This is a genomic window from Arthrobacter sp. NA-172 (genome assembly GCF_043952055.1).
GTDB lineage: Bacteria > Actinomycetota > Actinomycetes > Actinomycetales > Micrococcaceae > Arthrobacter.
Window position 1 is genome coordinate 1,190,986 of sequence record NZ_JBINOT010000001.1, and the last position, 19,730, is coordinate 1,210,715.

Consider the following 19,730-nt stretch of genomic DNA (forward strand, 5'->3'; position numbering starts at 1 on the left):
TATCCGGCCACGGCGTCATCCGCTTTGATAGCTTTCGTGCTGATCCGCGGTAACACGTGCCGCTCGCCCGCAAGCACGGGTCTGCGGGACTGTCCGATAAACGGTGTGGGAGTCCGGCGGTTTTCATTATTGAGTGGTTTCACAGTTCGTTGCGGTTCTGCTGTGAACGCAGCGCTAAGTGGCGTTCAATACGCTCCACAAAGGACTATCCGGGTCCTTTAACCACTCCTCGCCATACGGACTTGCCCGACCTTGCCTCGGGTTCTGGACAACGTTCCAGCTACGCAGCTGCTCGTCGATGGCGTTCCCTTATCGCGATTTCGACCGTCCCGATCATTTCAAAGACCCACCAGTTAGACGCATATTCCAGAGGTAGAGCGCGAAGGCCTGCGGCGCTGCCTACGTGAGCACTACCGCCGCCAGCGGCCATTGAGGGCTTTGCGTTCGATGTCGCGTGCGAACAGCGGCGTCTCTTCGATATTGTGCGGGATGAGCGCGGCCTCGGTGCGCTCCCGTACCTGTTCCATGGTGGCGCCTTGCCGACGAAGCTCTTCCTGGTAGCCAGCCGCAGCGTTGACCCGGATGTGGTTGGTGAACTTGGCGGTCCCGTCGTCAACTGCTTCGACGGAAAACTGCCAGAGCACGCCGAGCTGGCCGCGGTCGTCGACGTCAGGGCCGAATGTGTCGGAGGCGGAGATGAGTCGGCAGTGGGCGCGGTCTGCGATGTCTTCGATGTAATGCTGGACGATCAGCGGGCCTACTCGCTCGATGTTGATCGACATCCGTCTGCCGTCGGCGGTGCGCGTGGCCGCAGCGGCGATGTGGTTGATGGAGCAGGCTTGGTATTCGGCGTCGGTCATGCCGAAGACCCAGTCGGCGAGGTCGATGCTGTCGACCGGGGCGTTGATGGTCACGTCGGGGCTGGTTTCAGCCAGGATCGGGAAGTCCATGGGTTCTCCTGAAGTCCGGTTGTGGCGGCGAATGTAGGCCCGCGCTCAGGCGGTCAGCTGGTTGATCAGCTCGTCGGTGGTGAGGATGGCGTGGGCGAAGGTCGGCCCGTTGATGGCGTGGGCGGAGTGCATGGCATCGGGGCTGAAGGCGCCGGTGGCGTCGGTGACGAGGGTCACGTGGTAGCCGAGTTCCATGCCGAAGCGGGCCGACGACTCGATGCAGGTGTTGGCGATCATGCCGATCAGGACGATGCGGCGGATGCCGTGTTGTTTGAGTTGGAGGTCGAGGTCGGTGTTGGCGAAGCCGCTTGACCCCCAGTGTTCCGCCGCGACGATGTCGCCGGGCTGGGTTTGGAAGTCGTCGTGGAAGGTGCCTCCCCACGTGCCTTTGGCGAAGACCTGGGCCTCGGCCGAGCTCAGCTGGTAGGGCGTAGCGTTCTGGAAGTCCGCGTAGTCCCCCGGCTGCCAGCGGTGGTGAGGCACGAAAATGATCTGGACGCCAGTGATCCGGGCGGTCGAGACGATCTGGCGTAGGTGATCAAGCAAGTGGACTTTTTCGGCTATGGCCGCGACGCGGGGCCATAGTTTGCCACCCTCGCTGAGGAAGTCGTTGTAGGGGTCGACCAGAAGGATGGCAGTTGTAGAGGGATCGTGGCTCATAGCAATGTCTCCGTAGTCTCGGTTTCGTGGGGCCAGTCGTGACGTCTCGTCGTTTCCGGGTCCCGTTAGTCCCGCTTGGAGACGGCCAAGCGGGCGGAGTACCAAAGGGTGCGGGGGTTGTCGCGGTCGCCGTGCAGCTTGAGCATCTCGGCAACGACGTCTTCGACGCCGCCGCCGTCGTTGACGATGCGGCTGAAGTCGCGCAGATATTGCCGGCTGGCCACGATGGATTCCGGTAGGTCGGGGGCGCCAACGCTCTTGTGGCCCGCAACCACGATCTTCGGGTTCAGCGCGGCGACCCTATCCAGGCTCTCGATCCAGGCCTGGCGGCTGGCTGCGTCGGTTTCTCCCGTCATCATGTGTACGCCGTTGTAGACGACTTCTCCCGTCATCATGTGTACGCCGTTGTAGACGACGTCACCGCCCTCAACGAGGTCGGCTGAGGGGACGTGCAGCACCGTGGAGTGTTCGGTGTCGCCTTGGCCAACCGAGACGGCCCGCAGCACGTGGCCTTCGAGTTCGAATGTGTCGCCGGTCATGGCCTCAGGCAGCACGGGCTCGGTCGGGATCTCGCCGGGGAAGCTGGCCTGCCAGTAGTTCGACAGTCCGTGGTCGGTCGCCTCGAAGGTGGCCCGCGCGACGACATCGGGGGTAGCAATGCCCTTGACACCGGGGAAGTGTTTTTGCAGTTGGGCCAGACCGATCCAGTGGTCGGAGTGCCCGTGGGTGACGTAGACGGCCACGACGCGCTTGTCGAATCTGCGGACCCAGTCCGCGAGTCTGTCGACCTGTTCATGGGCGACCAGCGTGTCGACGAGGATAGCGTCCCGCTCTCCGGCGATGAGGGTGCTGCTCATCGGGGACCAAATCGGCTGGTCCCCCGCCTCGCCGGAAGCCCCGACGAACGGGCGCATGGGTGCGACGTACACATGGACGGACAGGGGTGCTGCGGACACGGTTTACCTCCAGGCGAAAGGGAAGATCGATGGGAACAAGAAGCAGCATATGCTATGTAACATAGCATAGTCAATCGTCCAACCGAGTATGTACCATGGCATAGTGTGTTTTTTGGCCTAGATTCAGCAGGTCGACAAGGGGACGACAGGGAGAGTGGCGCGGTGTCTCAGAATGTGCGTGATGCGATGATCGAGGCTGCGTGGTTGCTGATTGCCGAACGGGGCTTAGAAGGTATGGCCACCCGCGAGGTGCTCGCCCGCACGGGAGCCCCTCGCGGCTCGGTTTACCACCACTTTCCGCGCGGCCGCACCGAACTCATTGAGGCCGCGATCGAGCACTCGATCGAATGGATGTCAGACCAGATCGCCTTGATCAGTCCGAAGGGGCCGGCCGACGTCGTGCGCGGCTATTTTGACATCTGGCGTCGCATCCTCGAAGCCACCGATTTCAAAGCTGGCTGTGCGGTTGCAGGCGTCGTTATTGGCGGCAACGACGCCAACATGCTCGACCGGGGTGCCGTCGCTTTCGCGGCCAGCATTGATGCCCTTGTCGGCTTGTTTGCCCGGGTGGGGGTTCCAGTTGCGGAGGCTCGACAACGATCGACCCTGCTAGTTGCGGCGGCCGAAGGAGCCGTCCTGCTTGCCCGGGCTCAACGGAGCACCGGCCCGCTCATCCGGATCGCTGATCAGCTTGCGAACACCAACTAGGAGCGCGACAACCGCAGTCCGAGCACGCCGCAACCCCGCCTGACGACAGCTCACGAACTTGTACCCCGGCTGTCTCGACCCCTCCCGTCCGGTCCAATAAGGGCTGGGTAAGGGTTGCAGGTCACTGCATGCAATGGAAGGGAAAGAGACATCGGATTCGGGTGCCGAGATGCCACGACCCGTTCAAGGTTCTGGTTTCCGTTGCGCTGCAGCGCAACCACAACATAGGCAAACCCTGGGAGCCGTTGCCGTCAGGAAGCGCCCGCACCGGCCGGCGGACCGCCGAAGAACAAGCTCGACACAAGTAGTAGGAGCACATGATGGATGTCGAAGCGACGGAAGCAGCGGGCTACTGGCGGCTCGCAGAAACCCTTGCGAGTCTTCAGGGAGTCGTCGCTCCCCGCCGTTGCGATGAGGTCGGTGAATTGTGAAACCACCGCCAACTGCTTGTCGCGGTCAAGAGCGCCAGCATTCGTGAGCACTTGACCGCGTACGTAGTTCGAGTGGCACCGGACAGGACATTCACGGACCAGGGCCCACCGGCGCCAACCGGGCATGGCCGGGATTCCGGCAAGCGCTGGCCGCCTGCCGAAACGGGGACATCTCTGTCGGGACCACTCTCGACCGCCTATCCTCCATGCGGGGGCCGACTTTGGTCGGGTGTTCTTGCTGTGGCGGTTCTTCCGGCCGTGAGCTGGTCAACGCGCGCCGCGTCCGCATGGGCGGCCTTGAGCGCGTCGGCGTGTTTGAAGGGTTCCGCCGGTGCTTTATCTGCCTGCTCGACGCACGACCCAGTGCGGTTCACACAGCCAGCGAGCGAGTGGTTAGGCTGTGTGGATGGCGACAGTTATTCTCGTGCGGCACGGCCGCACCACAGCCAATGCCACTGGGCTGCTGGCCGGTCGGGCCGTCGGCGTCAGCCTGGACCAGATCGGGCGCGACAGGCGGCCCTGACCGGAGACCGGCTCGCGGCCGTGCCCTTAGTCGCGGTGGTTTCGAGCCCTCTTGAGCGTTGTCAGCAAACGGCCCGGCTCATCCTCGATCGCCAGGCTGGCGCGCCGTACGCGCCGGTCGATCCCGATCTCACCGAGTGCGATTACGGCCAGTGGCAGGGCCGCACGCTCAGTGATCTCGCGACCGAGGATTTGTGGCCGGTTGTGCAGACGCAACCGTCCGCCGTCGTCTTTCCGAGCGGTGAATCCATGGCGGGGATGCAGGCTCGGTCGGTGGCAGCGATTCGACGCCGCGATGCAGCCTTCGAAGCCGAGTACGGGCCAGGGGCCGTGTGGGCGGCGGTGAGTCACGGTGACATCATCAAGTCAATCCTCGCCGACGCGCTCGGCATGCACCTTGACCTGTTCCAGCGTATAAACGTGGGCCCCGCCTCCGTGTCAATCGTGCGCTACGGTGCTAGCCGGCCGAGCGTCCATGCGATCAACACCGACGCGGGGAATCTGTCGTGGCTGTCGAACGGCATCCACTCTGGCGATGCGCCGGTGGGTGGCGGTCCAGGGCAAGAGGCGCCACGAACCACATGTGCCTAGAATACTGACATGCCTACACGTGTTCACGAGTTTGCCTGGCCTGATCGGGTCGTCGTCGGCACCATTGGGCTTCCGGGGGCGCGTACGTTCTACCTGCAGGTGCGCGCAGGGAAGCAGATCGTGAGTATTGCCTTGGAGAAGCAGCAGTCGGCTCTGCTCGCGGAGAAGATCGACGAAATTCTCGACCAGCTCATCACCGTCGAGGGCAACCCCTTCAGCATTCCCACGAGTACACCCATTGAACTTGTCGACAATGACCAGCTCGAGGCCGTTCAGGAGCAGTTCCGCACCGGCGCCATGAGCTTAGGTTGGGACCCAACCACGGCCCAGGTCGTACTAGAGGCCTACCCCCTCACCGATGTCGATGTCGACGCCGATGACAACGAATTATCCCTTGATGAGGACGGCGCTAACGAGAGCGAAATGCTGCTCGTGCGAATGCCTGTCGGCACCGCCCGCGCTTTCGCCAAACGCACCCGTGAGGTCGTGGGCGCCGGGCGTCCGATATGCCCGCTCTGCGGTAACCCCATAGACGCCGACGGGCACATCTGCACCCTTCCCGAGGTCTGATGCCAGCGCCGGACCTGGTGACCGCCGAGCTGACGCTCACCGGCCGCATCACGACGGCTTCAAACGCCACATTCCTGGGCAGCATCGGCGACGTGGTGGTCGTCTATAAGCCCATAGCAGGCGAAACTCCGCTATGGGATTTTCCCCACGGCACCCTGGCTCACCGGGAGGTGGCCGCCTACCTGGTCTCGCAGGCCTTCGGCTGGGACATCGTGCCGCACACCTGGCTGCGCGATGGTCCGATGGGCAAAGGAATGGTGCAGCTCTGGCAGGACCAGGACCCCGCCCAAAACGCCGTGGACCTGGTCGCGACGGACCACGTGCCGGAGACGGGCTGGAAACACGTCCTCGAGGGACGAGATGAAAACGGACAGATGGTCACCCTCGTTCACGAAGACTCGCCAGCGCTAAGGCGCATGGCGGTGTTCGACACTGTCGTCAACAACGCCGACCGCAAAGGCGACCACATTCTTGCCATGCCGGACGGACACCGGCACGGCGTCGACCATGGGCTCACCTTTCACCGTGACCACAAACTGCGCACGGTGCTGTGGGGATGGATAGGAGGCGCTCTGACCACCGAGGAACGCGACGGCATCGACCGTGTCAGCGAAGGACTGCACGGTGAGCTGGGCCAAAACCTGGCGGACTTGCTCAGCGCCGAAGAAATCGCTTCGCTCGCCGCGCGCTGCGCCGGGTTGCGTTTGGCAGGGCGGTTTCCGGCTCCGAGCGGTGAGATGTCGGCGGTGCCTTGGCCGCTGTTCTAAGGGAATTACGGCTACGGGCCTCGCAGGGAGGCTTGTTTGGTGAATCGACAGCGGTGTTGGACGCTGAGGCTTTCCTGGCGCCATTGGAATAGTGCGGGTGATAGACGGACGTGAGGTAGCGTTCTAACCACGTCGTTGGAGTTGGAAAGGGGCATAATGACAATCACTGACTGCCTTCCTGCCGAGGTTTGTTCACCCGAGCCGGGCTCAGTCGCGCTGGTGACCGGAGGCAACAGCGGCATCGGATTCGAGACGGCGAGACAATTGCTCGACCACGGCGTGACCGTGTGGATCGGGGTGCGCGACCTCGACAAGGGACAGCATGCCTCGAAAGAACTTGGCTCGGCTGTGCGGATCGTGCAACTCGACGTCACGGATCCGCCGTCGGTCGCCGCGGCGGTGCAGCAGATCGACGAGCTGGACATCCTGGTCAACAACGCGGGAGTAAACCCCGGTGGGGAAGACATCAACGGCGCCACTCTCGAGCAGGTGCGGGTCGCGTTTGAGACTAACGTCTTCGGCCTCATTTCCGTCACTCAGGGGTTCCTTCCTGCGTTACTGAGGTCGGCGCACCCCCGCATCGTCAACGTGTCCAGCGGAACCGGATCACTCACTTGGAGCGGCGGCCCGAACCCGCAGTTCGACTGGGAACGAGCAAAAGGGGGTGGCTTGGCTTATCGGGGCTCGAAAACCGCGGTCAACGCCGTCACATTGCTGACGGCTCAGGCCCTCGGTGAGGGGGTCAAGGTGAATGCTTTAGCACCAGGGTCTGCGCCGCACCAATCTCATCGCGGGCATGTCGGTTGGCTGGGACCCGGCCGAGGCTGCCACGGGAGTCGTTCGTCTCGCGCTCATCCCCGACGATGGCCCCACCGGGGCCCTCTGGTCTGGGGACGGCACACGCGTTCCTTGGTAGGAAAAGGGTCACGTTGCTGTCTTTGAGATACATGCCGCCGATCGCGACCGTCTCGGTAGCGCCGGTGGCCGCAAGAGCGCGGGTGACCTCCCAGCCGAGCCGGCTACGCCCGCCGGTGACGATTGGCCTCATGCCCGCTCAGATCGACGCCCTCGAGGATGTCGGCGGCGGTGTCAGCGGCGGCGAATGATGTGCTTCCGGCCCGTCAACAGCCTGACAGGCAGTCGGCGGCGGCAACGAGCATGGCTGCGTTCACGACGGCCTGCCCCTAGGAACACACTAATACGTCGATAAGCAAGCATTAGTGTATTGACACTATTGCTTTGACAAGAAAGTATTAGTGTATGTCTACGACGACCACCATGACCACCCGCGAGGCAGCGGAACGCCTTGGCATCACCCAGCAATCAGTGCGCCAGCTCATCAACAACGGCCAGCTGAAGGTTGAGGGCACAGCCGGTAGGGCAAAGCTATTAAGCCGGTCATCCGTGGAGCGCCTCGCGGCAGCCGGAACCCGCCGGGGTCGCCCCTGGACCGCCAAAGTCGCCTGGGCCGCTCTGGCGCTGCTCTCCGGCCGCAACCCGAACTGGATCTCCTCCTCGGAGAAATCCCGGCTAAAAAGCAGGCTGAATGAGATGGACGCGGACACCGTGCGTATCCTGGCCCGGAACAAAGACAGGACCCTGCGCTTCAGGGTCAGCCCCGACGGGATCGCCATCCTGATCGACCATCTGATCGTCAGCGGAGCGGCCGCCATGCAGGATCAGGACATGGCCGAGACCTTCGGGATGTCCGGGGGCGGGGGAATCGCCGAAGGCTATGTCATGGCCGGAGACGCCCAGGCCCTCGCAGACGCACTCGGCATGGTCCAGGACCCCGACGGCAACGCCATTATCCACGAGGTTGATTTCAACCCCTTCGAAGAAGGGAAGGCACCGGTCGCCGCGATTGCCGTGGACCTGATGGATTCCCTCGCCACGCGGGAACGTAGCGCCGGCCGGCGCGTCATCGACGGGCTGCTCCATGCCTGAGTCCGCAGAAAAAGCCGACGACGGCTGACAGCCCGCAAACCACGGGCTGCTCCTCGTCCGATCAGTACGTCCATAAGGGCCGTGCCAACTCCCGTGCCGCGGTGGCCCGGCAGCACCCGATCATGAGTTCGGGGATGTCCGGGGCGACAAACCCTTACCCGGCATCGTCAGCGGCAAACAGGCGACACCAAGCCGCGCCCCCAGGTGTCCCATCAACAGTCTCGGCCGTGATACCGAAGCGCCGGCCTGAGGCCGTCCTCCGATGTCGTGCGAGAGCGCGGGTGTGCTCGTGGTTGAGACGGGGGCATCGCCGATCTTTACTCCAGTCTTAGAAAACATGGTTGCAGTAATCCTCCGTCATCGTGCATGTCACCGTGCGGGTCTTACGCAGATCGCCTAGGCCACAGCAACGGTGTGAACTTTGCCGCTGTCTGGCGGCGTTCCGCGGCACGGTGATCGACCGGCTTACGGGCGCCTGTTCTCGCTACCGAGCAGCAAGCCGGTGCACTGGCCAAGTCCCTACACGGTCTCAGTGGAGGGCATACGGAGACCGTCGGGCTTGTCTTGACGATTGGAGAGCCGGAACGGCGACGGACCGCACGAGGCTGGATAATGCTCTAGTGATGACTTTGCTTAGATTCCTCGCCGGTGTTCTTGTCATTGTCGGCTTCGCTGGACTCCTCGTGCTTGCTGCCATGGCTGACGCTGCAGGTAATCCCCAGCTTGGATTCGGGATGATCGCCGGGCTGGTGATTCTGATGGTCGCCCTGACGGCTGCCGGCTGGTTCCTCAGATCAAGAAGCCGACGGGCAGTCAGGCGTTACCATCAGGCAGCGGCACAGGGCGTAATTGCTCCCGGCCGCACACTCCGGGCTGAAGAGTCGGAAAGCTACCCGTGCGAGGCAGAGTTAGTGTGGTCGCTGATCCACCCGGCCGAGAGCGCTGTCATGTTGTCGAATGCGGCACGTGCGTTCACGGTGTCTGGAACCCCGACAGGGGTAGGGGAACAACAGCGGTTCATCCGGGCAGACGGGTCAGCCTCGACGGTCGAGGTTGTTGAGGAAGAAGCCCCGTATTGGGCAAAGACGGTTACTGTCGCGCCTTCCAATGATGACATGGTACAGACCTACCGGATTGAGCCATCGGAAAGCGGGTGCACTCTCACGATAGGGATGACAGCTACGATCCCGGCAATCCCCGGGTTCTCCAGCCGGTACGAGAAGGTGTGGCGAAAAAATATACGGCGGTATCTGACCCGCGTCGAGGAAACCGTCAAGTTAGAGACCACGCGTCACGGATGACCATCACAAGGGAAACAAGGGCGGGGGATGCTGCACGATGACCGGACGTCGCGGTAAACGAGGCTGGTGCCGCGGTTAAGCTGAGCCATTCCGCGGTTGAATGGACGGAACGCACCGATCGGCACGAATGCGGCCGCGGGCCGCCAGCAGGCTGCTGTATTAGGGCAGTGACGCGAGGACGTCGTGGGGCCACACCTTGGTGAGCACTTCGCTTAGCTGCTCGTTGGCGCTGCTCACACAATACGGAGTGTGGTCCGGATTCAGGACGGCGAGGTTCACCGGGACCGCGAAGAGGCCCCATGGTTCGATCCTGTTGGCCAGGTAGCCAGTGATTTTCAGCTCGCTGTATTCGGGAGCGTTCCACGCCGCGAAAGCCCGCTGAAGATCGTCCGGGTGAACGGCGACCCAAACACCGAAGCGAACTTCGTGACCGCCCTCAACTCGTACGGAAAGCAGCGCACGGACGAAGGGGCTGACCTCCGGGATTTGCATGAGCGTGGCAACATTCGGGTCCGGGTCGCTAAGCCAGCTGCCTTCGGCCGTGTGCTGGTCAGGGCTGTTTAGGACCGGGTCCGGAAGCCGGAAGCGGACGTCCCTGTTGCGGTCCGTCGGCCGCGTTCCGCACATCGCGCATGCCTGCACAGATGAAGGCCTCATGTGTTCCCCCAGATCTTGTTGGTCTCTGAGGTGAGTCTATGCTGCGGCGAATGGGCAGGCTCGCATTTTGCTGTCTCATCGAAATCCGCCTGTGAAGCATCCTGATATGGACACGGAGCGGCAGTCCAGACGACCGAAATGTCACAGAGGGCGCCCATGATAGGCGTATGAAGTTTCCCATCCGGACCGCTCGCCGAGACCGCGCGGTCCCGCCGGGACGCATCCCCAACGACATCGGATCATCGGTCCTGTTACTCCATACTCTCCAGGCCGAGGAGGCCTTCGAGGAGCTCCTCTCCACCGGACGGATCGTACCGGACCCTTCCCGCGCTGATCCTGACTTTGAGGACGCCTACGCCTGGATGTTCCGCCAGATGGAGCAGCGTCTGCCGACTCGGGGCGAGGGGGCCTTGTGGCTTTGGGCGAAGATCCGGCGCCGGGACCTGGTGTCCAATTGGTGCTGGCCGGACGGGAATATACTCCTGACCCGCCGAGTTCCGCGGGAACGCGTGCTCCTGTCGATGTATGGCCACTGGCACCGGGTGCTGAACGCGTCGCCTAACGTCCTGCCGCTCCCGGGCGAGAGCGACGACGCCTACGGTGACAGGCTCGACGTCGAACTCGACGACTTCTTCGACCAGGTGCAGGCCGCTGGCGTCCGATACGACGCGGTCAGTACCTGGCCCGATTATCTGCGGAACGAGATTGAAGCATCCTGGGAGTCGATCTTCGACCCCGCCGTCTCTGAAAGGACCTCCTACTGGCAAGCGACCGTGCATGAGCTTCGCGTTGAGGACGTCGTTGAGGCCGTCCGACTGCAGAACTGAGCGACGGGGCAGCCGGAAGCAGATCAGAGCTGCCCTTTGAGCATTCGACGTTGAGCATTCAAACGGGACACCGAACCCCGCCAGGCCGGTACCGACGCATTGATGTAAAAGCTGATGGCCGCCAAGAACTTGTGTTCTTAGCGGCCATCGCAATAGGTCTCAGGAGGTCAGGACCTATACGTTGAATCTAAATTCCACCACATCGCCGTCGGCCATGACATATTCCTTGCCTTCAATGCGAACCTTGCCGCGGGACTTGGCCTCGGACATGGAACCGGCGGCAATAAGGTCATCGAAGGAGACAACTTCGGCCTTGATGAATCCCCGCTGGAAGTCCGAGTGGATGACCCCGGCCGCCTGCGGAGCGGTGTCGCCCCGGTGGATGGTCCAGGCACGGGCTTCCTTGGGACCGGCCGTGAGGTAGGTCTGGAGCCCGAGTGTGTGGAATCCGACCCGTGCCAGCTGATCGAGGCCGGATTCGTCCTGGCCGTTCATCTCGAGCATCTCGCGGGCTTCTTCCTCGTCGAGCTCAACGAGATCGGATTCGAGCTTGGCATCAAGGAAAATGCAATCGGCCGGCGCCACCATGGCGCGCAGTTCTTCCTGCTTCTCAGGGCTGCCCAGGATTCCCTCGTCCGCGTTGAAGACGTAGATGAAGGGCTTGGCTGTCAAGAGGCTGAGTTCCTTGAGGTGCTCCATTTCGAGCTTGTCGCTCTTGACCGACGAGAAAATGGTGTCGCCGCGTTCCAGCACGGTCTGCGCAGCCAGGATTGCTGCCAGTTCCGCGGCTTCCCGCTTCTTGATCTTCACTTCTTTTTCGATACGGGGGATGGCCTTCTCGATGGTCTGCAGATCAGCGAGGATAAGTTCGGTGTTGATGGTTTCCATGTCCGAGCGAGGGTCTACCTTGCCGTCGACGTGGATAACGTCCGGATCGTCGAACACCCGCACCACCTGGGCAATGGCCTCTGCCTCACGAATGTTGGCAAGGAACTGGTTGCCCAGTCCTTCGCCTTCGGAAGCGCCCTTAACGATCCCGGCGATATCAACGAAGGAAACCGCGGCCGGGAGCAGGCGCTGGGATCCAAAGATGTCCGCGAGCTGCTGGAGCCTGGGATCGGGCAGGTTAACGACGCCGACATTGGGCTCGATGGTGGCGAACGGGTAGTTCGCGGCCAGCACCTGGTTGCGGGTCAGTGCGTTGAAAAGAGTTGATTTGCCGACGTTGGGCAGTCCGACGATGCCGATAGTAAGAGCCACGAGCATTGATTCTACCCGTTGAGCGTGCGTCCATGCTTTGCGGAAGCTTTGCGGAAGCTTTGCGGGAAGGAATGCCCGGAAAGGGGTGACCGGGGCCGAGGGCCCGTCTTCCCTATATTGTCCGGCCCCTGTGCCAAGGTTGGAGACATGGATGGTTTTGCAGTGATTCTCGCTTTGTTCATGCTCCTTCTGGGGGCTGCCGCGCCTGGTGGCCGGGTTCCTTTTGTTTCGGCGTCGCAACGTCGCATTGGAAGAAGATTTCGACGGCGTCTCGGCCCGGCTTTCCGCCGTGAACGCCCAGTTTGCTGCGGCCGACGCCGAGCGGCGGCTTTTGTTGTCGCAGAACCGTGAGCTGAACGAATCCAGGAAGCCAGGACGGCAATGTATTGCGTGCGCTTGCCCCTGTTGCCGAGAAACTGACGGCCGTCCAGCAGCAGGTCTCGCTTCTGGAACGGGACCGCCTGGAACAGTACGGCCAGCTTGCCCAACAGCTGCAAGAAGCCCGCCTCTCCGACGAACAGCTCTTGCGCTCCACCCACGCACTGGCGTCGGCACTGCGATCCAACAGCGCCCGGGGGCAATGGGGCGAGGTCCAGCTGCGCAGAGTCGTAGAAGCCGCAGGCATGCTGCGGCACGTCGATTTTCACGAACAAGTGCACTCTGCTTCCGCGGATACCACCGTCCGGCCGGACCTTGTTGTCCAGTTGCCGGGTGGAAAACAGCTGGTGGTGGATGCCAAGGTTCCGTTGGCGTCCTACCTCGCCGCGCAGGAACAGGGCAACACCATGCACCCGGCAGGGAACGGCATGCAGTCGTCAGGCAATGGCACAGATGCCCTGCTGTTGGCCCATGCAAAGGCCCTCAAGGCCCACGTGGATGCGCTGGGTTCCAAGAAATACTGGGACATCTCCGGCAACTCCCCGGAGCTTGTGATCTGCTTCCTTCCCGCAGAATCCATCCTGGCCGCTGCGCTCGAAGCGGATCCCGCGCTCTTGGACCACGCCCTTTCCCGGAACGTGGTGCTGGCATCCCCGGGAACCTTGTTGGCGGTTCTCAAGTCTGTTGCCTTCACCTGGCGGCAAGATGTGTTGACGGACAACGCACGGGAGCTCTTCGAACTAGCCCGTCAACTGTACGAACGCATGGGTACGCTCGGTGACAATGTGGGCAAGCTAGGTTCGTCGTTGAAGACTTCGGTGGACCGTTACAACGCGCTCGTAGGAACGCTGGAAGCTCGCGTCTTGCCCACAGCGCGAAAACTCAATGCGATGGACACCGATGGCCTGCAGACTCCTCCCGCGGTGGAGTCTGTGCCGCGGACCTTGGCTGCACCCGAACTGATCGAGGGAGAAACCGCGGCTTAGGACTGGCCTACGACGTTGCCCGGTTCCCGCGTCCGCCAGGGCGCGCGTGACGTCGCCGGCCTTCTTAAGGCTGGCGCGCAGTTCCTTGGGCAACGAGAACAGCAAGTCTTCCTCCGCCGTCACTACCTCTTCAACAGCGCCATAACCATAATCGGCCAGCAACCGCAGGACGTCACTGGACCAAGACTTCGGGAACGGACGCGCCGGAGGTGACGCCAACGGTGGCAACGCCTTCGAACCAGCTCTCGTCCACCTCGTTTGCGAAGTCGACGCGGTGGGAAGCCTTGGCACCATATTCGAGGGCCACTTCGACGAGCCGCACGGAATTGGAGGAATTCGCCGATCCCACCACGATCACCAGGTCCGCTTGAGGTGCAATCTTTTTGATGGCTACTTGGCGGTTGGTGGTGGCGTAGCAAATATCGTCGCTGGGCGGATCCTGAAGCGTGGGGAATCGTTCCTTGAGCATCCTGACCGTCTCCATGGTCTCGTCGACGCTCAAAGTGGTCTGTGAAAGCCAGATGGTCTTTTCCGGATTGCGCACGGTGACTTTGTCAACTTCGTGCGGGCCGTTGATGATCTGGATGTGGTCCGGAGCTTCGCCGGCCGTGCCTTCCACTTCCTCGTGACCGTCATGGCCGATGAGGAGGATATCGTAGTCTTCCTTGGCAAAGCGGACGGCTTCGCGGTGCACCTTGGTCGACCAGGGGACACGTGGCATCGATGGTACGCAGGCCGCGGTCTTCGGCCGATTGCACCACTGCCGGGGACACGCCGTGGGCAGAGAAGATCACCAGTGCGCCTTCGGGGACCTCGTCCGTCTCGTCGACGAAGATGGCCCCTTTTTCTTCCAAGGACGTGACAACGTGCACGTTATGCACGATCTGCTTGCGTACGTAAACGGGCGGACCGTAGTGTTCCAGCGCCTTTTCCACCGCGATGACCGCGCGGTCCACTCCTGCGCAATATCCGCGGGGAGCCGCGAGCAGGACTCGTTTGGGGCCGGATACCGGGGCGGCGGCCAGCACCTCTTCCGGTGTCCGGCGCCTGCGCGGGACGGTGGGCATCGGAATGGAAACTGCTGAGCTGGTCATCCCTCCATGCTACCGGCAGCGTTCGCCCGCCCGCGCGCCCTTGCTTTGGGCGACAGGATCAACATGAGCAGTCCAACGACCGCAAGCACTCCCCCGGCAATTGCTGCGTCGACGATCCAGCCGCTGAAGTTGTCCGCTGATGCCGCCACCAGCTCCCGTACGAACACTCCTCCTGTAGTGGTCCCGCCCAGACCCGCGTCGCCCACGCCCCTCAACACGGTGGAGCCGGCTTGCCATAGTCCGGCAAGTGCTGCCAGACCCAGCCCGGCAAACAGGACAACCACGCTTCGGCGCCTCGCGGCCAAGAGCGCCAGGGCCAACAGCAAGACGGCCCCGAGAGCGGCGATCCACCACATCGGGGCATACGCTGCAACGGCCTCGACCTGCTGGCGCTGGGCGGGGCTTCCTATGTTGATCAGGGTAGATTTCGGGGCTTCGATAGGAAGTCCGGTGGCGGTTGCCAGCCTTTTCGCGACGAGGCTAGCCAAGGGCGCGACGTCGAGCACCAGGGTCGCCGCCGACGTGTTCCCGGAAGCGGCGTTACCGGCGAAATTCAGTTGGTGGCTCCGGCGGACCGTGTCATTCCACGCCTGCGGATATTCCGGCCACACGGACATTGACGACGCCGCGTCTTTGAGGAGCGACGCGCCGAGCTGTTCCACGGGAGCCGGCAATTGGACTTTGGATTCGAGGCTTCCGACGGCGGCTGCTGCCAGGCCGGACTGGAACGCTTGGTCCTTTCCGAGCGGAGAGATGAGCGCCACGAACCCGTCCTCCCGGACGATGTTGGCGTCCGTCCACGCCATGGGGACGGCGATTGCTGTGAGCAGAAGGGTAAAGATCACTGCGATTGCAGAGACAAACGTGCGCAATGGATTCCTCAAGTTTGGGGTGCAGCCGTTCCAAGCGGGGCGACGACGGGTAAATGTCGGTCATGCGTGCTAAAAGGTATGGATAGAGTTGGAAGCCGGCCACCAACTCTTATGTCGCGAACTTTTCAGTTGTACTAAGAGAAATACCCGCACCGGCAGCCTTTTAGCAAAGTACCAGCGAGGACGGAACCATGCACCAGCCACCAACGGGAGGCTACCCGCGTGTCCTATGACGCCGTACCTGGCGGCACGCCACGGGCGCTGCCGGCTGCAGGGTCGCCGGATGGATCCCCAAATGCAGAGTCCACGGACGCAGATTCAACCCTGCCCGCCACCGCGTCCGAGACCAGCCCGGACAATCCTTGGCCGCTGCAATTGTTGTCCCGCAAGCTCAAAACGCACATTGAGCGAGCCCCTGCCGCTGGATTGAGGGGCAGGTTATCGAACTCAACCGCCGCGGCACCAGCGCATTCGTGACGTTGCGGGACACCGACGCTGAAATCTCCTTGCCCGCGTCCCTTTGGTCCAACGTCCTGGACCGCCAAAAGGTACCGCTGGAGCGCGGCTCACGCGTGGTTGCGCTGGTCAAACCGGAATTCTGGCTCAAGACCGGCCGGCTTAACATGTCGATCAAGGACATCCGCCCGGTGGGCCTCGGCGATCTCCTCGCGAGAATCGAGCGCCTCAGGCAAGCCCTTGGAGCCGAGGGGTTGTTTTCAGATTCGCGGAAGAAGCGGCTCCCCCTGCTCCCCCACCGGATCGGACTCATCACCGGCCGCGATTCCGACGCCAAGAAAGACGTCCTACGCAACGCGGCGCTTCGCTGGCCGGCCGTGGAGTTCGCAGTGCGCGAGGTCGCGGTCCAAGGCGTCACCGCTGTCAGTCAGATCACTGGCTGCTTAAGGGAGCTCGACAATGATCCCCACGTGGATGTGATCGTGATTGCCCGCGGCGGCGGAGCCTTGGAGGATTTGCTTCCCTTCAGCAACGAAGAGTTGGTCCGTGCCGTATCCGCGGCAGCTACTCCGGTGGTCAGTGCCATTGGCCACGAGGCCGACCATCCCATCTTGGACGACGTCGCCGATCTGCGGGCGTCCACACCCACCGATGCCGCAAAAAGGATCGTGCCCGACGTCGCCGAGGAATTGATGCGGGTCCGCCAGGCCCGCGAGCAATTGCACCGAAGCGTGGGCCGCTTGGTGGACCGGGAAACGGATCGACTTCACGCGTTGAGATCACGCCCCGTGTTGGCCTCCCCCGAAGGGATGGTCACGGCGCGGGAAGAGGACGTGGAGCGGCTCCGAAAACATGCCCACACCGCGGTGAGCTCGGCGGTTGTCCGTGCGCTTGACCAAGTACAACACCTCCGCGCCCAGGTACGGGCGCTGTCTCCGCAAAAAACGCTGGACCGCGGCTACGCCGTGGTCCAAGTGGCGGGATCCGACGGCGTCGGCCACGACGTGGTGCGGAATCCGGACCAGGCTCCGGAGGGCACTGAACTCACGCTTCGGCTGGCGGAAGGCCGCCTTGCCGCCGTATCTTCCGGAACCGGCGTATCTTCCGGAGCCGGCGTATCTTCCGCAGCTGGCGAAAACCCAAGTAAGCAAAAGCAGAATGAGGACTAAGAGATGACCGCAGAGAATTCCTCCCCTGAAGCCAAGGCCTCGGCTGGGAACCTGGACGCCCTCAGCTACGAGGAAGCCCGCGAACAGCTCATGGGAGTGGTAGGCCGCTTGGAAGCCGGCGGGGCAAGCCTTGAGGAATCACTCGCTCTTTGGGAGCGCGGCGAGGCTTTGGCCAAGCGTTGCGAAGAATGGCTTGAGGGTGCCCGGAGGAGGCTTGCCGCTGCCCGGAATGACGGCGAAGATGGCGCGACGTCCGCCCGCTGAGACCCGCAAAAGCCTGCTAAGTCCCGCTGAGACCCGAAAAAGCCTGCTAGACCGGGCCGAGGAAGGGCAGCAGTTACGGCTGATTCCTAGGACTCGACGACCCGTGCACGTTCAGCCGCGACGTCGAACTCGGCTTTCGGCCAGCTCAGGTCCAGCTTCCCAAGTGCCTCCAGAAGCAACTCCTGGACAGCGATCCGTGCGAACCACTTCCGGTTCGCGGGAACCACGTACCACGGCGCTACTTCCGTTGACGTCTTCTCGAAGACCCGCTGATAGGCATCCATATAGGAATCCCAAAAAGCGCGTTCCTTGAGATCGTCCGTACTGTACTTCCAATGCTTGGATGGGTCATCCAGCCGAGCCAGCAGGCGCGCTTTCTGTTCATCGCGGCTGATGTTCAACATCACTTTGATGATGGCGGTGCCCTGTTCTGCGAGGCGCGCCTCGAACTCGTTGATGGCGGCATAACGCCGTTCCAGTTCAGCTTCATTGGCCCAACCGTGCACGCGGTGTATCAGCACGTCTTCGTAATGGGAACGGTCAAAAACCCCGACGAATCCAGCGGCGGGCACGGCCTTCTCGATCCGCCAGAGGAAATCGTGGACTTTCTCCTCATCAGTCGGAGCTTTGAACGGAGCAACCTTGACACCTTGGGGATCCATCGATCCGACCACGTGCTTAACAATCCCGCCCTTGCCGGCCGTGTCCATAGCCTGAAGGATCAAAAGCACCCGTTTGGAGCTGCCGAATTTTCCCTCGGCGAAGAGCATCTCCTGCAGGACGTCCAAACGACCATCTTGCGCTGCCAGCAAAGCGACGCCGTTAGACTTCTTCCCTTTGTACCCGGGCGTCGATTCCGGGTCCGCCTCTGACAGCGAGAAGCCGGGCCCGGCCTTGAGTTCCTTTGACGGACTGTCCTTGAAACCCACAACAGCGGCCATTCGACTTCTCCTCTGGTCTGGCCGCATTGATCGCGGCTTGCAGTACAGGCTAGTTGCCCTGGTACCGCCCGAGGAAGTCTGCCATACGGCCAATTGCCTCTTCGATATCCTTGACGTTCGGCAAGGTCACCATACGGAAATGGTCCGGACGCACCCAGTTGAAGGCACGGCCATGTGAGACCAGGATCTTTTGTTCCTTGAGGAGGTCGAGAACGAACTTTTCGTCGTCACGGATTTGATAGACCTCGGGGTCCAACTTCGGGAAGAGATACAGGGCACCGCGGGCCTGCTGCGTACTGACGCCGGGGATCGCGTTCAGCAGATCGTAGGCCTTGTTCCGCTGTTCAAGGAGCCTGCCGCCAGGCAGGATGAGATCGTTGATGCTTTGGTGGCCGCCGAGTGCGGTCTGGATGGCGTGCTGTGCCGGCACGTTGGCGCACAGACGCATGTTGGCCAGCAGGTTGATGCCCTCAAGGTAGTCCGCTGCGTCTTTCTTCGGACCGGAGATGGCCATCCATCCGGCGCGGTAGCCACACACCCGGTAGGCCTTGGACAATCCGCTGAACGTCAGGCAGAGGACGTCGTCGCCCGTGAGTCCGGCAAGATTCACGTGGACAGCGTCTTCGTAGAGGATCTTCTCGTAGATCTCATCGGCGAACACCACAAGGTCATGCTTTTCGGCGAGGGCCACGATCTTCTTGAGGGTCTCCTCCGGGTACACGGCACCAGTGGGGTTGTTGGGGTTGATGACCACAATGCCCTTGGTTTGAGGCGTGATCTTGGATTCCATGTCCTCAAGGTCCGGCTGCCAGCCCGATTCTTCGTCGCACAGATAGTGGACCGGACGGCCACCGGCCAGCGCCACCGAGGCGGTCCAGAGGGGGTAGTCGGGAGTGGGGATAAGAATCTCATCCCCCACTTCCAGCAAAGCCATGAGCGACATGGTGATGAGCTCGCTGACGCCGTTGCCAAGGTAAATGTCGTCAACATGGATGTTTTGGATGCCGCGGGTCTGGTAGTACTGCGAGACGGCGGTGCGGGCCGAGAATATACCGCGGGAATCGCTGTATCCCTGGGCGTGGGGCAGGTGGCGGATCATGTCCACCAAAATCGCATCCGGCGCTTCGAAGCCAAACGGTGCAGGGTTTCCGATATTCAGTTTGAGGATGCGGTGACCCTCTGCCTCCATTTGCTGGGCGGCCTGAAGAATCGGTCCACGGATGTCGTAAAGGACATTATGAAGCTTGGTGGACTGCTTGAATTCTGCCATTCATCAAATATGCCACACCGGGGATGTTCTTCCGTTGAGACATCACTCACACCTACGGACGACGGCGGCGAGGCCCCCAAAGGGTTCCTCGCCGCCGTCGTCCTTGGCAGGGGCCTCCGCCGCCGCGGGTTCCCTGGACGAGCGGAGCGAGGC

General features: G+C 62.3%; 17 protein-coding genes and 4 pseudogenes. 11 read left to right on the top strand and 10 right to left on the bottom strand.

The features are described from left to right. Positions 1-410: 410 nt before the first annotated feature. From ACF0H6_RS05910 to ACF0H6_RS05920, 3 genes are all read right to left on the bottom strand, one after another. Positions 411-950 (bottom strand): hypothetical protein, encoded by a 540-nt coding sequence (locus ACF0H6_RS05910; RefSeq protein WP_395248826.1) that lies wholly within the window; start codon positions 948-950, stop codon positions 411-413. 45 nt (positions 951-995) lie between these two features. Beyond that, positions 996-1,610, bottom strand: coding sequence for an isochorismatase family cysteine hydrolase (locus tag ACF0H6_RS05915; RefSeq protein WP_395248827.1), 615 nt, complete (start codon positions 1,608-1,610; stop codon positions 996-998). Positions 1,611-1,675: 65 nt separating this feature from the next. Beyond that, positions 1,676-2,566 (bottom strand): MBL fold metallo-hydrolase, encoded by an 891-nt coding sequence (locus ACF0H6_RS05920; RefSeq protein ID WP_395248828.1) that lies wholly within the window; start codon positions 2,564-2,566, stop codon positions 1,676-1,678. 162 nt (positions 2,567-2,728) lie between these two features. Here ACF0H6_RS05920 and ACF0H6_RS05925 point away from each other — a divergent pair, with 162 nt between their 5' ends. After that, positions 2,729-3,274 carry a TetR/AcrR family transcriptional regulator gene (locus ACF0H6_RS05925; RefSeq protein WP_395248829.1) on the top strand — a complete coding sequence of 182 codons (546 nt, stop codon included), beginning with the start codon at positions 2,729-2,731 and terminating at the stop codon, positions 3,272-3,274. Positions 3,275-3,525: 251 nt separating this feature from the next. Here ACF0H6_RS05925 and ACF0H6_RS05930 read toward each other — a convergent pair whose 3' ends face one another. Continuing rightward, positions 3,526-3,711, bottom strand: coding sequence for a hypothetical protein (locus ACF0H6_RS05930; protein ID WP_395248830.1), 186 nt, complete (start codon positions 3,709-3,711; stop codon positions 3,526-3,528). A gap of 400 nt (positions 3,712-4,111) precedes the next feature. On the opposite strand from ACF0H6_RS05930, the pseudogene ACF0H6_RS05935 reads away from it, so the two are divergent. From ACF0H6_RS05935 to ACF0H6_RS05960, 6 genes and pseudogenes are all read left to right on the top strand, one after another. Beyond that, a pseudogene (locus ACF0H6_RS05935) lies at positions 4,112-4,818 on the top strand (histidine phosphatase family protein). 9 nt (positions 4,819-4,827) lie between these two features. Then, positions 4,828-5,388 carry a DUF3090 domain-containing protein gene (locus ACF0H6_RS05940; protein ID WP_395248831.1) on the top strand — a complete coding sequence of 187 codons (561 nt, stop codon included), beginning with the start codon at positions 4,828-4,830 and terminating at the stop codon, positions 5,386-5,388. Then, entirely contained in the window at positions 5,388-6,155 is a 768-nt protein-coding gene (locus tag ACF0H6_RS05945; RefSeq protein WP_395248832.1) for an SCO1664 family protein, read from the top strand. Before ACF0H6_RS05940 ends, ACF0H6_RS05945 begins: the two co-directional genes overlap by 1 nt. Before the next feature lie 156 nt (positions 6,156-6,311). Beyond that, positions 6,312-7,097, top strand: coding sequence for an SDR family NAD(P)-dependent oxidoreductase (locus tag ACF0H6_RS05950; protein ID WP_395248833.1), 786 nt, complete (start codon positions 6,312-6,314; stop codon positions 7,095-7,097). A 318-nt stretch (positions 7,098-7,415) separates the two neighbouring features. After that, entirely contained in the window at positions 7,416-8,102 is a 687-nt protein-coding gene (locus ACF0H6_RS05955) for a helix-turn-helix domain-containing protein (protein ID WP_395248834.1), read from the top strand. Between the two features lie 623 nt (positions 8,103-8,725). Next, entirely contained in the window at positions 8,726-9,403 is a 678-nt protein-coding gene (locus ACF0H6_RS05960) for a hypothetical protein (protein WP_395248835.1), read from the top strand. A gap of 159 nt (positions 9,404-9,562) precedes the next feature. Here ACF0H6_RS05960 and ACF0H6_RS05965 read toward each other — a convergent pair whose 3' ends face one another. Next, entirely contained in the window at positions 9,563-10,030 is a 468-nt protein-coding gene (locus ACF0H6_RS05965) for a DUF2199 domain-containing protein (RefSeq protein WP_395248836.1), read from the bottom strand. 197 nt (positions 10,031-10,227) lie between these two features. Here ACF0H6_RS05965 and ACF0H6_RS05970 point away from each other — a divergent pair, with 197 nt between their 5' ends. Beyond that, entirely contained in the window at positions 10,228-10,887 is a 660-nt protein-coding gene (locus tag ACF0H6_RS05970; protein WP_395248837.1) for a DUF3841 domain-containing protein, read from the top strand. 174 nt (positions 10,888-11,061) lie between these two features. Here the strand turns inward: ACF0H6_RS05970 and ychF are convergent, their stop codons facing one another. After that, the gene (ychF, locus tag ACF0H6_RS05975) at positions 11,062-12,147 is read right to left on the bottom strand and encodes a redox-regulated ATPase YchF (RefSeq protein WP_395248838.1); all 1,086 of its coding nucleotides are present in this window, start codon (positions 12,145-12,147) and stop codon (positions 11,062-11,064) included. A gap of 147 nt (positions 12,148-12,294) precedes the next feature. On the opposite strand from ychF, the pseudogene ACF0H6_RS05980 reads away from it, so the two are divergent. After that, positions 12,295-13,511, top strand: a pseudogene (locus ACF0H6_RS05980) (DNA recombination protein RmuC). 36 nt (positions 13,512-13,547) lie between these two features. On the opposite strand, the pseudogene ACF0H6_RS05985 reads toward ACF0H6_RS05980, so the two are convergent. After that, a pseudogene (locus tag ACF0H6_RS05985) lies at positions 13,548-14,605 on the bottom strand (4-hydroxy-3-methylbut-2-enyl diphosphate reductase); the annotation flags it as partial. Continuing rightward, positions 14,602-15,477 (bottom strand): hypothetical protein, encoded by an 876-nt coding sequence (locus tag ACF0H6_RS05990; protein WP_395248839.1) that lies wholly within the window; start codon positions 15,475-15,477, stop codon positions 14,602-14,604. The pseudogene ACF0H6_RS05985 and the gene ACF0H6_RS05990, both read right to left, overlap by 4 nt. Before the next feature lie 261 nt (positions 15,478-15,738). Here ACF0H6_RS05990 and xseA point away from each other — a divergent pair. Both xseA and ACF0H6_RS06000 read left to right on the top strand, forming a co-directional pair. Beyond that, positions 15,739-17,102, top strand: a pseudogene (gene xseA, locus ACF0H6_RS05995) (exodeoxyribonuclease VII large subunit). A gap of 3 nt (positions 17,103-17,105) precedes the next feature. Then, positions 17,106-17,366, top strand: coding sequence for an exodeoxyribonuclease VII small subunit (locus ACF0H6_RS06000; RefSeq protein ID WP_395248840.1), 261 nt, complete (start codon positions 17,106-17,108; stop codon positions 17,364-17,366). Between the two features lie 86 nt (positions 17,367-17,452). Here ACF0H6_RS06000 and ACF0H6_RS06005 read toward each other — a convergent pair whose 3' ends face one another. Beyond that, a complete protein-coding gene (locus tag ACF0H6_RS06005; RefSeq protein WP_395248841.1) occupies positions 17,453-18,307 on the bottom strand; it encodes a polyphosphate kinase 2 family protein in 855 nt (284 codons plus the stop codon). 49 nt (positions 18,308-18,356) lie between these two features. Further along, complete coding sequence (locus ACF0H6_RS06010) at positions 18,357-19,577, bottom strand: pyridoxal phosphate-dependent aminotransferase (RefSeq protein ID WP_395248842.1); 1,221 nt, start codon at positions 19,575-19,577, stop codon at positions 18,357-18,359. Between the last annotated feature and the right edge of the window lie 153 nt (positions 19,578-19,730).

What these genes read in the sequence shown, in the direction of transcription:
- ACF0H6_RS05955 (WP_395248834.1), top strand. Translation starts at nt 7,416, where the DNA reads ATGTCTACGACGACCACCATGACCACCCGCGAGGCAGCGGAACGCCTT.
- ACF0H6_RS05950 (WP_395248833.1), top strand. Translation starts at nt 6,312, where the DNA reads ATGACAATCACTGACTGCCTTCCTGCCGAGGTTTGTTCACCCGAGCCG.
- ACF0H6_RS06010 (WP_395248842.1), bottom strand. Translation starts at nt 19,577, where the DNA reads ATGGCAGAATTCAAGCAGTCCACCAAGCTTCATAATGTCCTTTACGAC.
- ACF0H6_RS06005 (WP_395248841.1), bottom strand. Translation starts at nt 18,307, where the DNA reads ATGGCCGCTGTTGTGGGTTTCAAGGACAGTCCGTCAAAGGAACTCAAG.
- ACF0H6_RS05910 (WP_395248826.1), bottom strand. Translation starts at nt 950, where the DNA reads ATGGACTTCCCGATCCTGGCTGAAACCAGCCCCGACGTGACCATCAAC.
- ACF0H6_RS05915 (WP_395248827.1), bottom strand. Translation starts at nt 1,610, where the DNA reads ATGAGCCACGATCCCTCTACAACTGCCATCCTTCTGGTCGACCCCTAC.
- ACF0H6_RS05940 (WP_395248831.1), top strand. Translation starts at nt 4,828, where the DNA reads ATGCCTACACGTGTTCACGAGTTTGCCTGGCCTGATCGGGTCGTCGTC.
- ACF0H6_RS05960 (WP_395248835.1), top strand. Translation starts at nt 8,726, where the DNA reads ATGACTTTGCTTAGATTCCTCGCCGGTGTTCTTGTCATTGTCGGCTTC.
- ACF0H6_RS06000 (WP_395248840.1), top strand. Translation starts at nt 17,106, where the DNA reads ATGACCGCAGAGAATTCCTCCCCTGAAGCCAAGGCCTCGGCTGGGAAC.
- ACF0H6_RS05965 (WP_395248836.1), bottom strand. Translation starts at nt 10,030, where the DNA reads ATGTGCGGAACGCGGCCGACGGACCGCAACAGGGACGTCCGCTTCCGG.
- ACF0H6_RS05945 (WP_395248832.1), top strand. Translation starts at nt 5,388, where the DNA reads ATGCCAGCGCCGGACCTGGTGACCGCCGAGCTGACGCTCACCGGCCGC.
- ACF0H6_RS05970 (WP_395248837.1), top strand. Translation starts at nt 10,228, where the DNA reads ATGAAGTTTCCCATCCGGACCGCTCGCCGAGACCGCGCGGTCCCGCCG.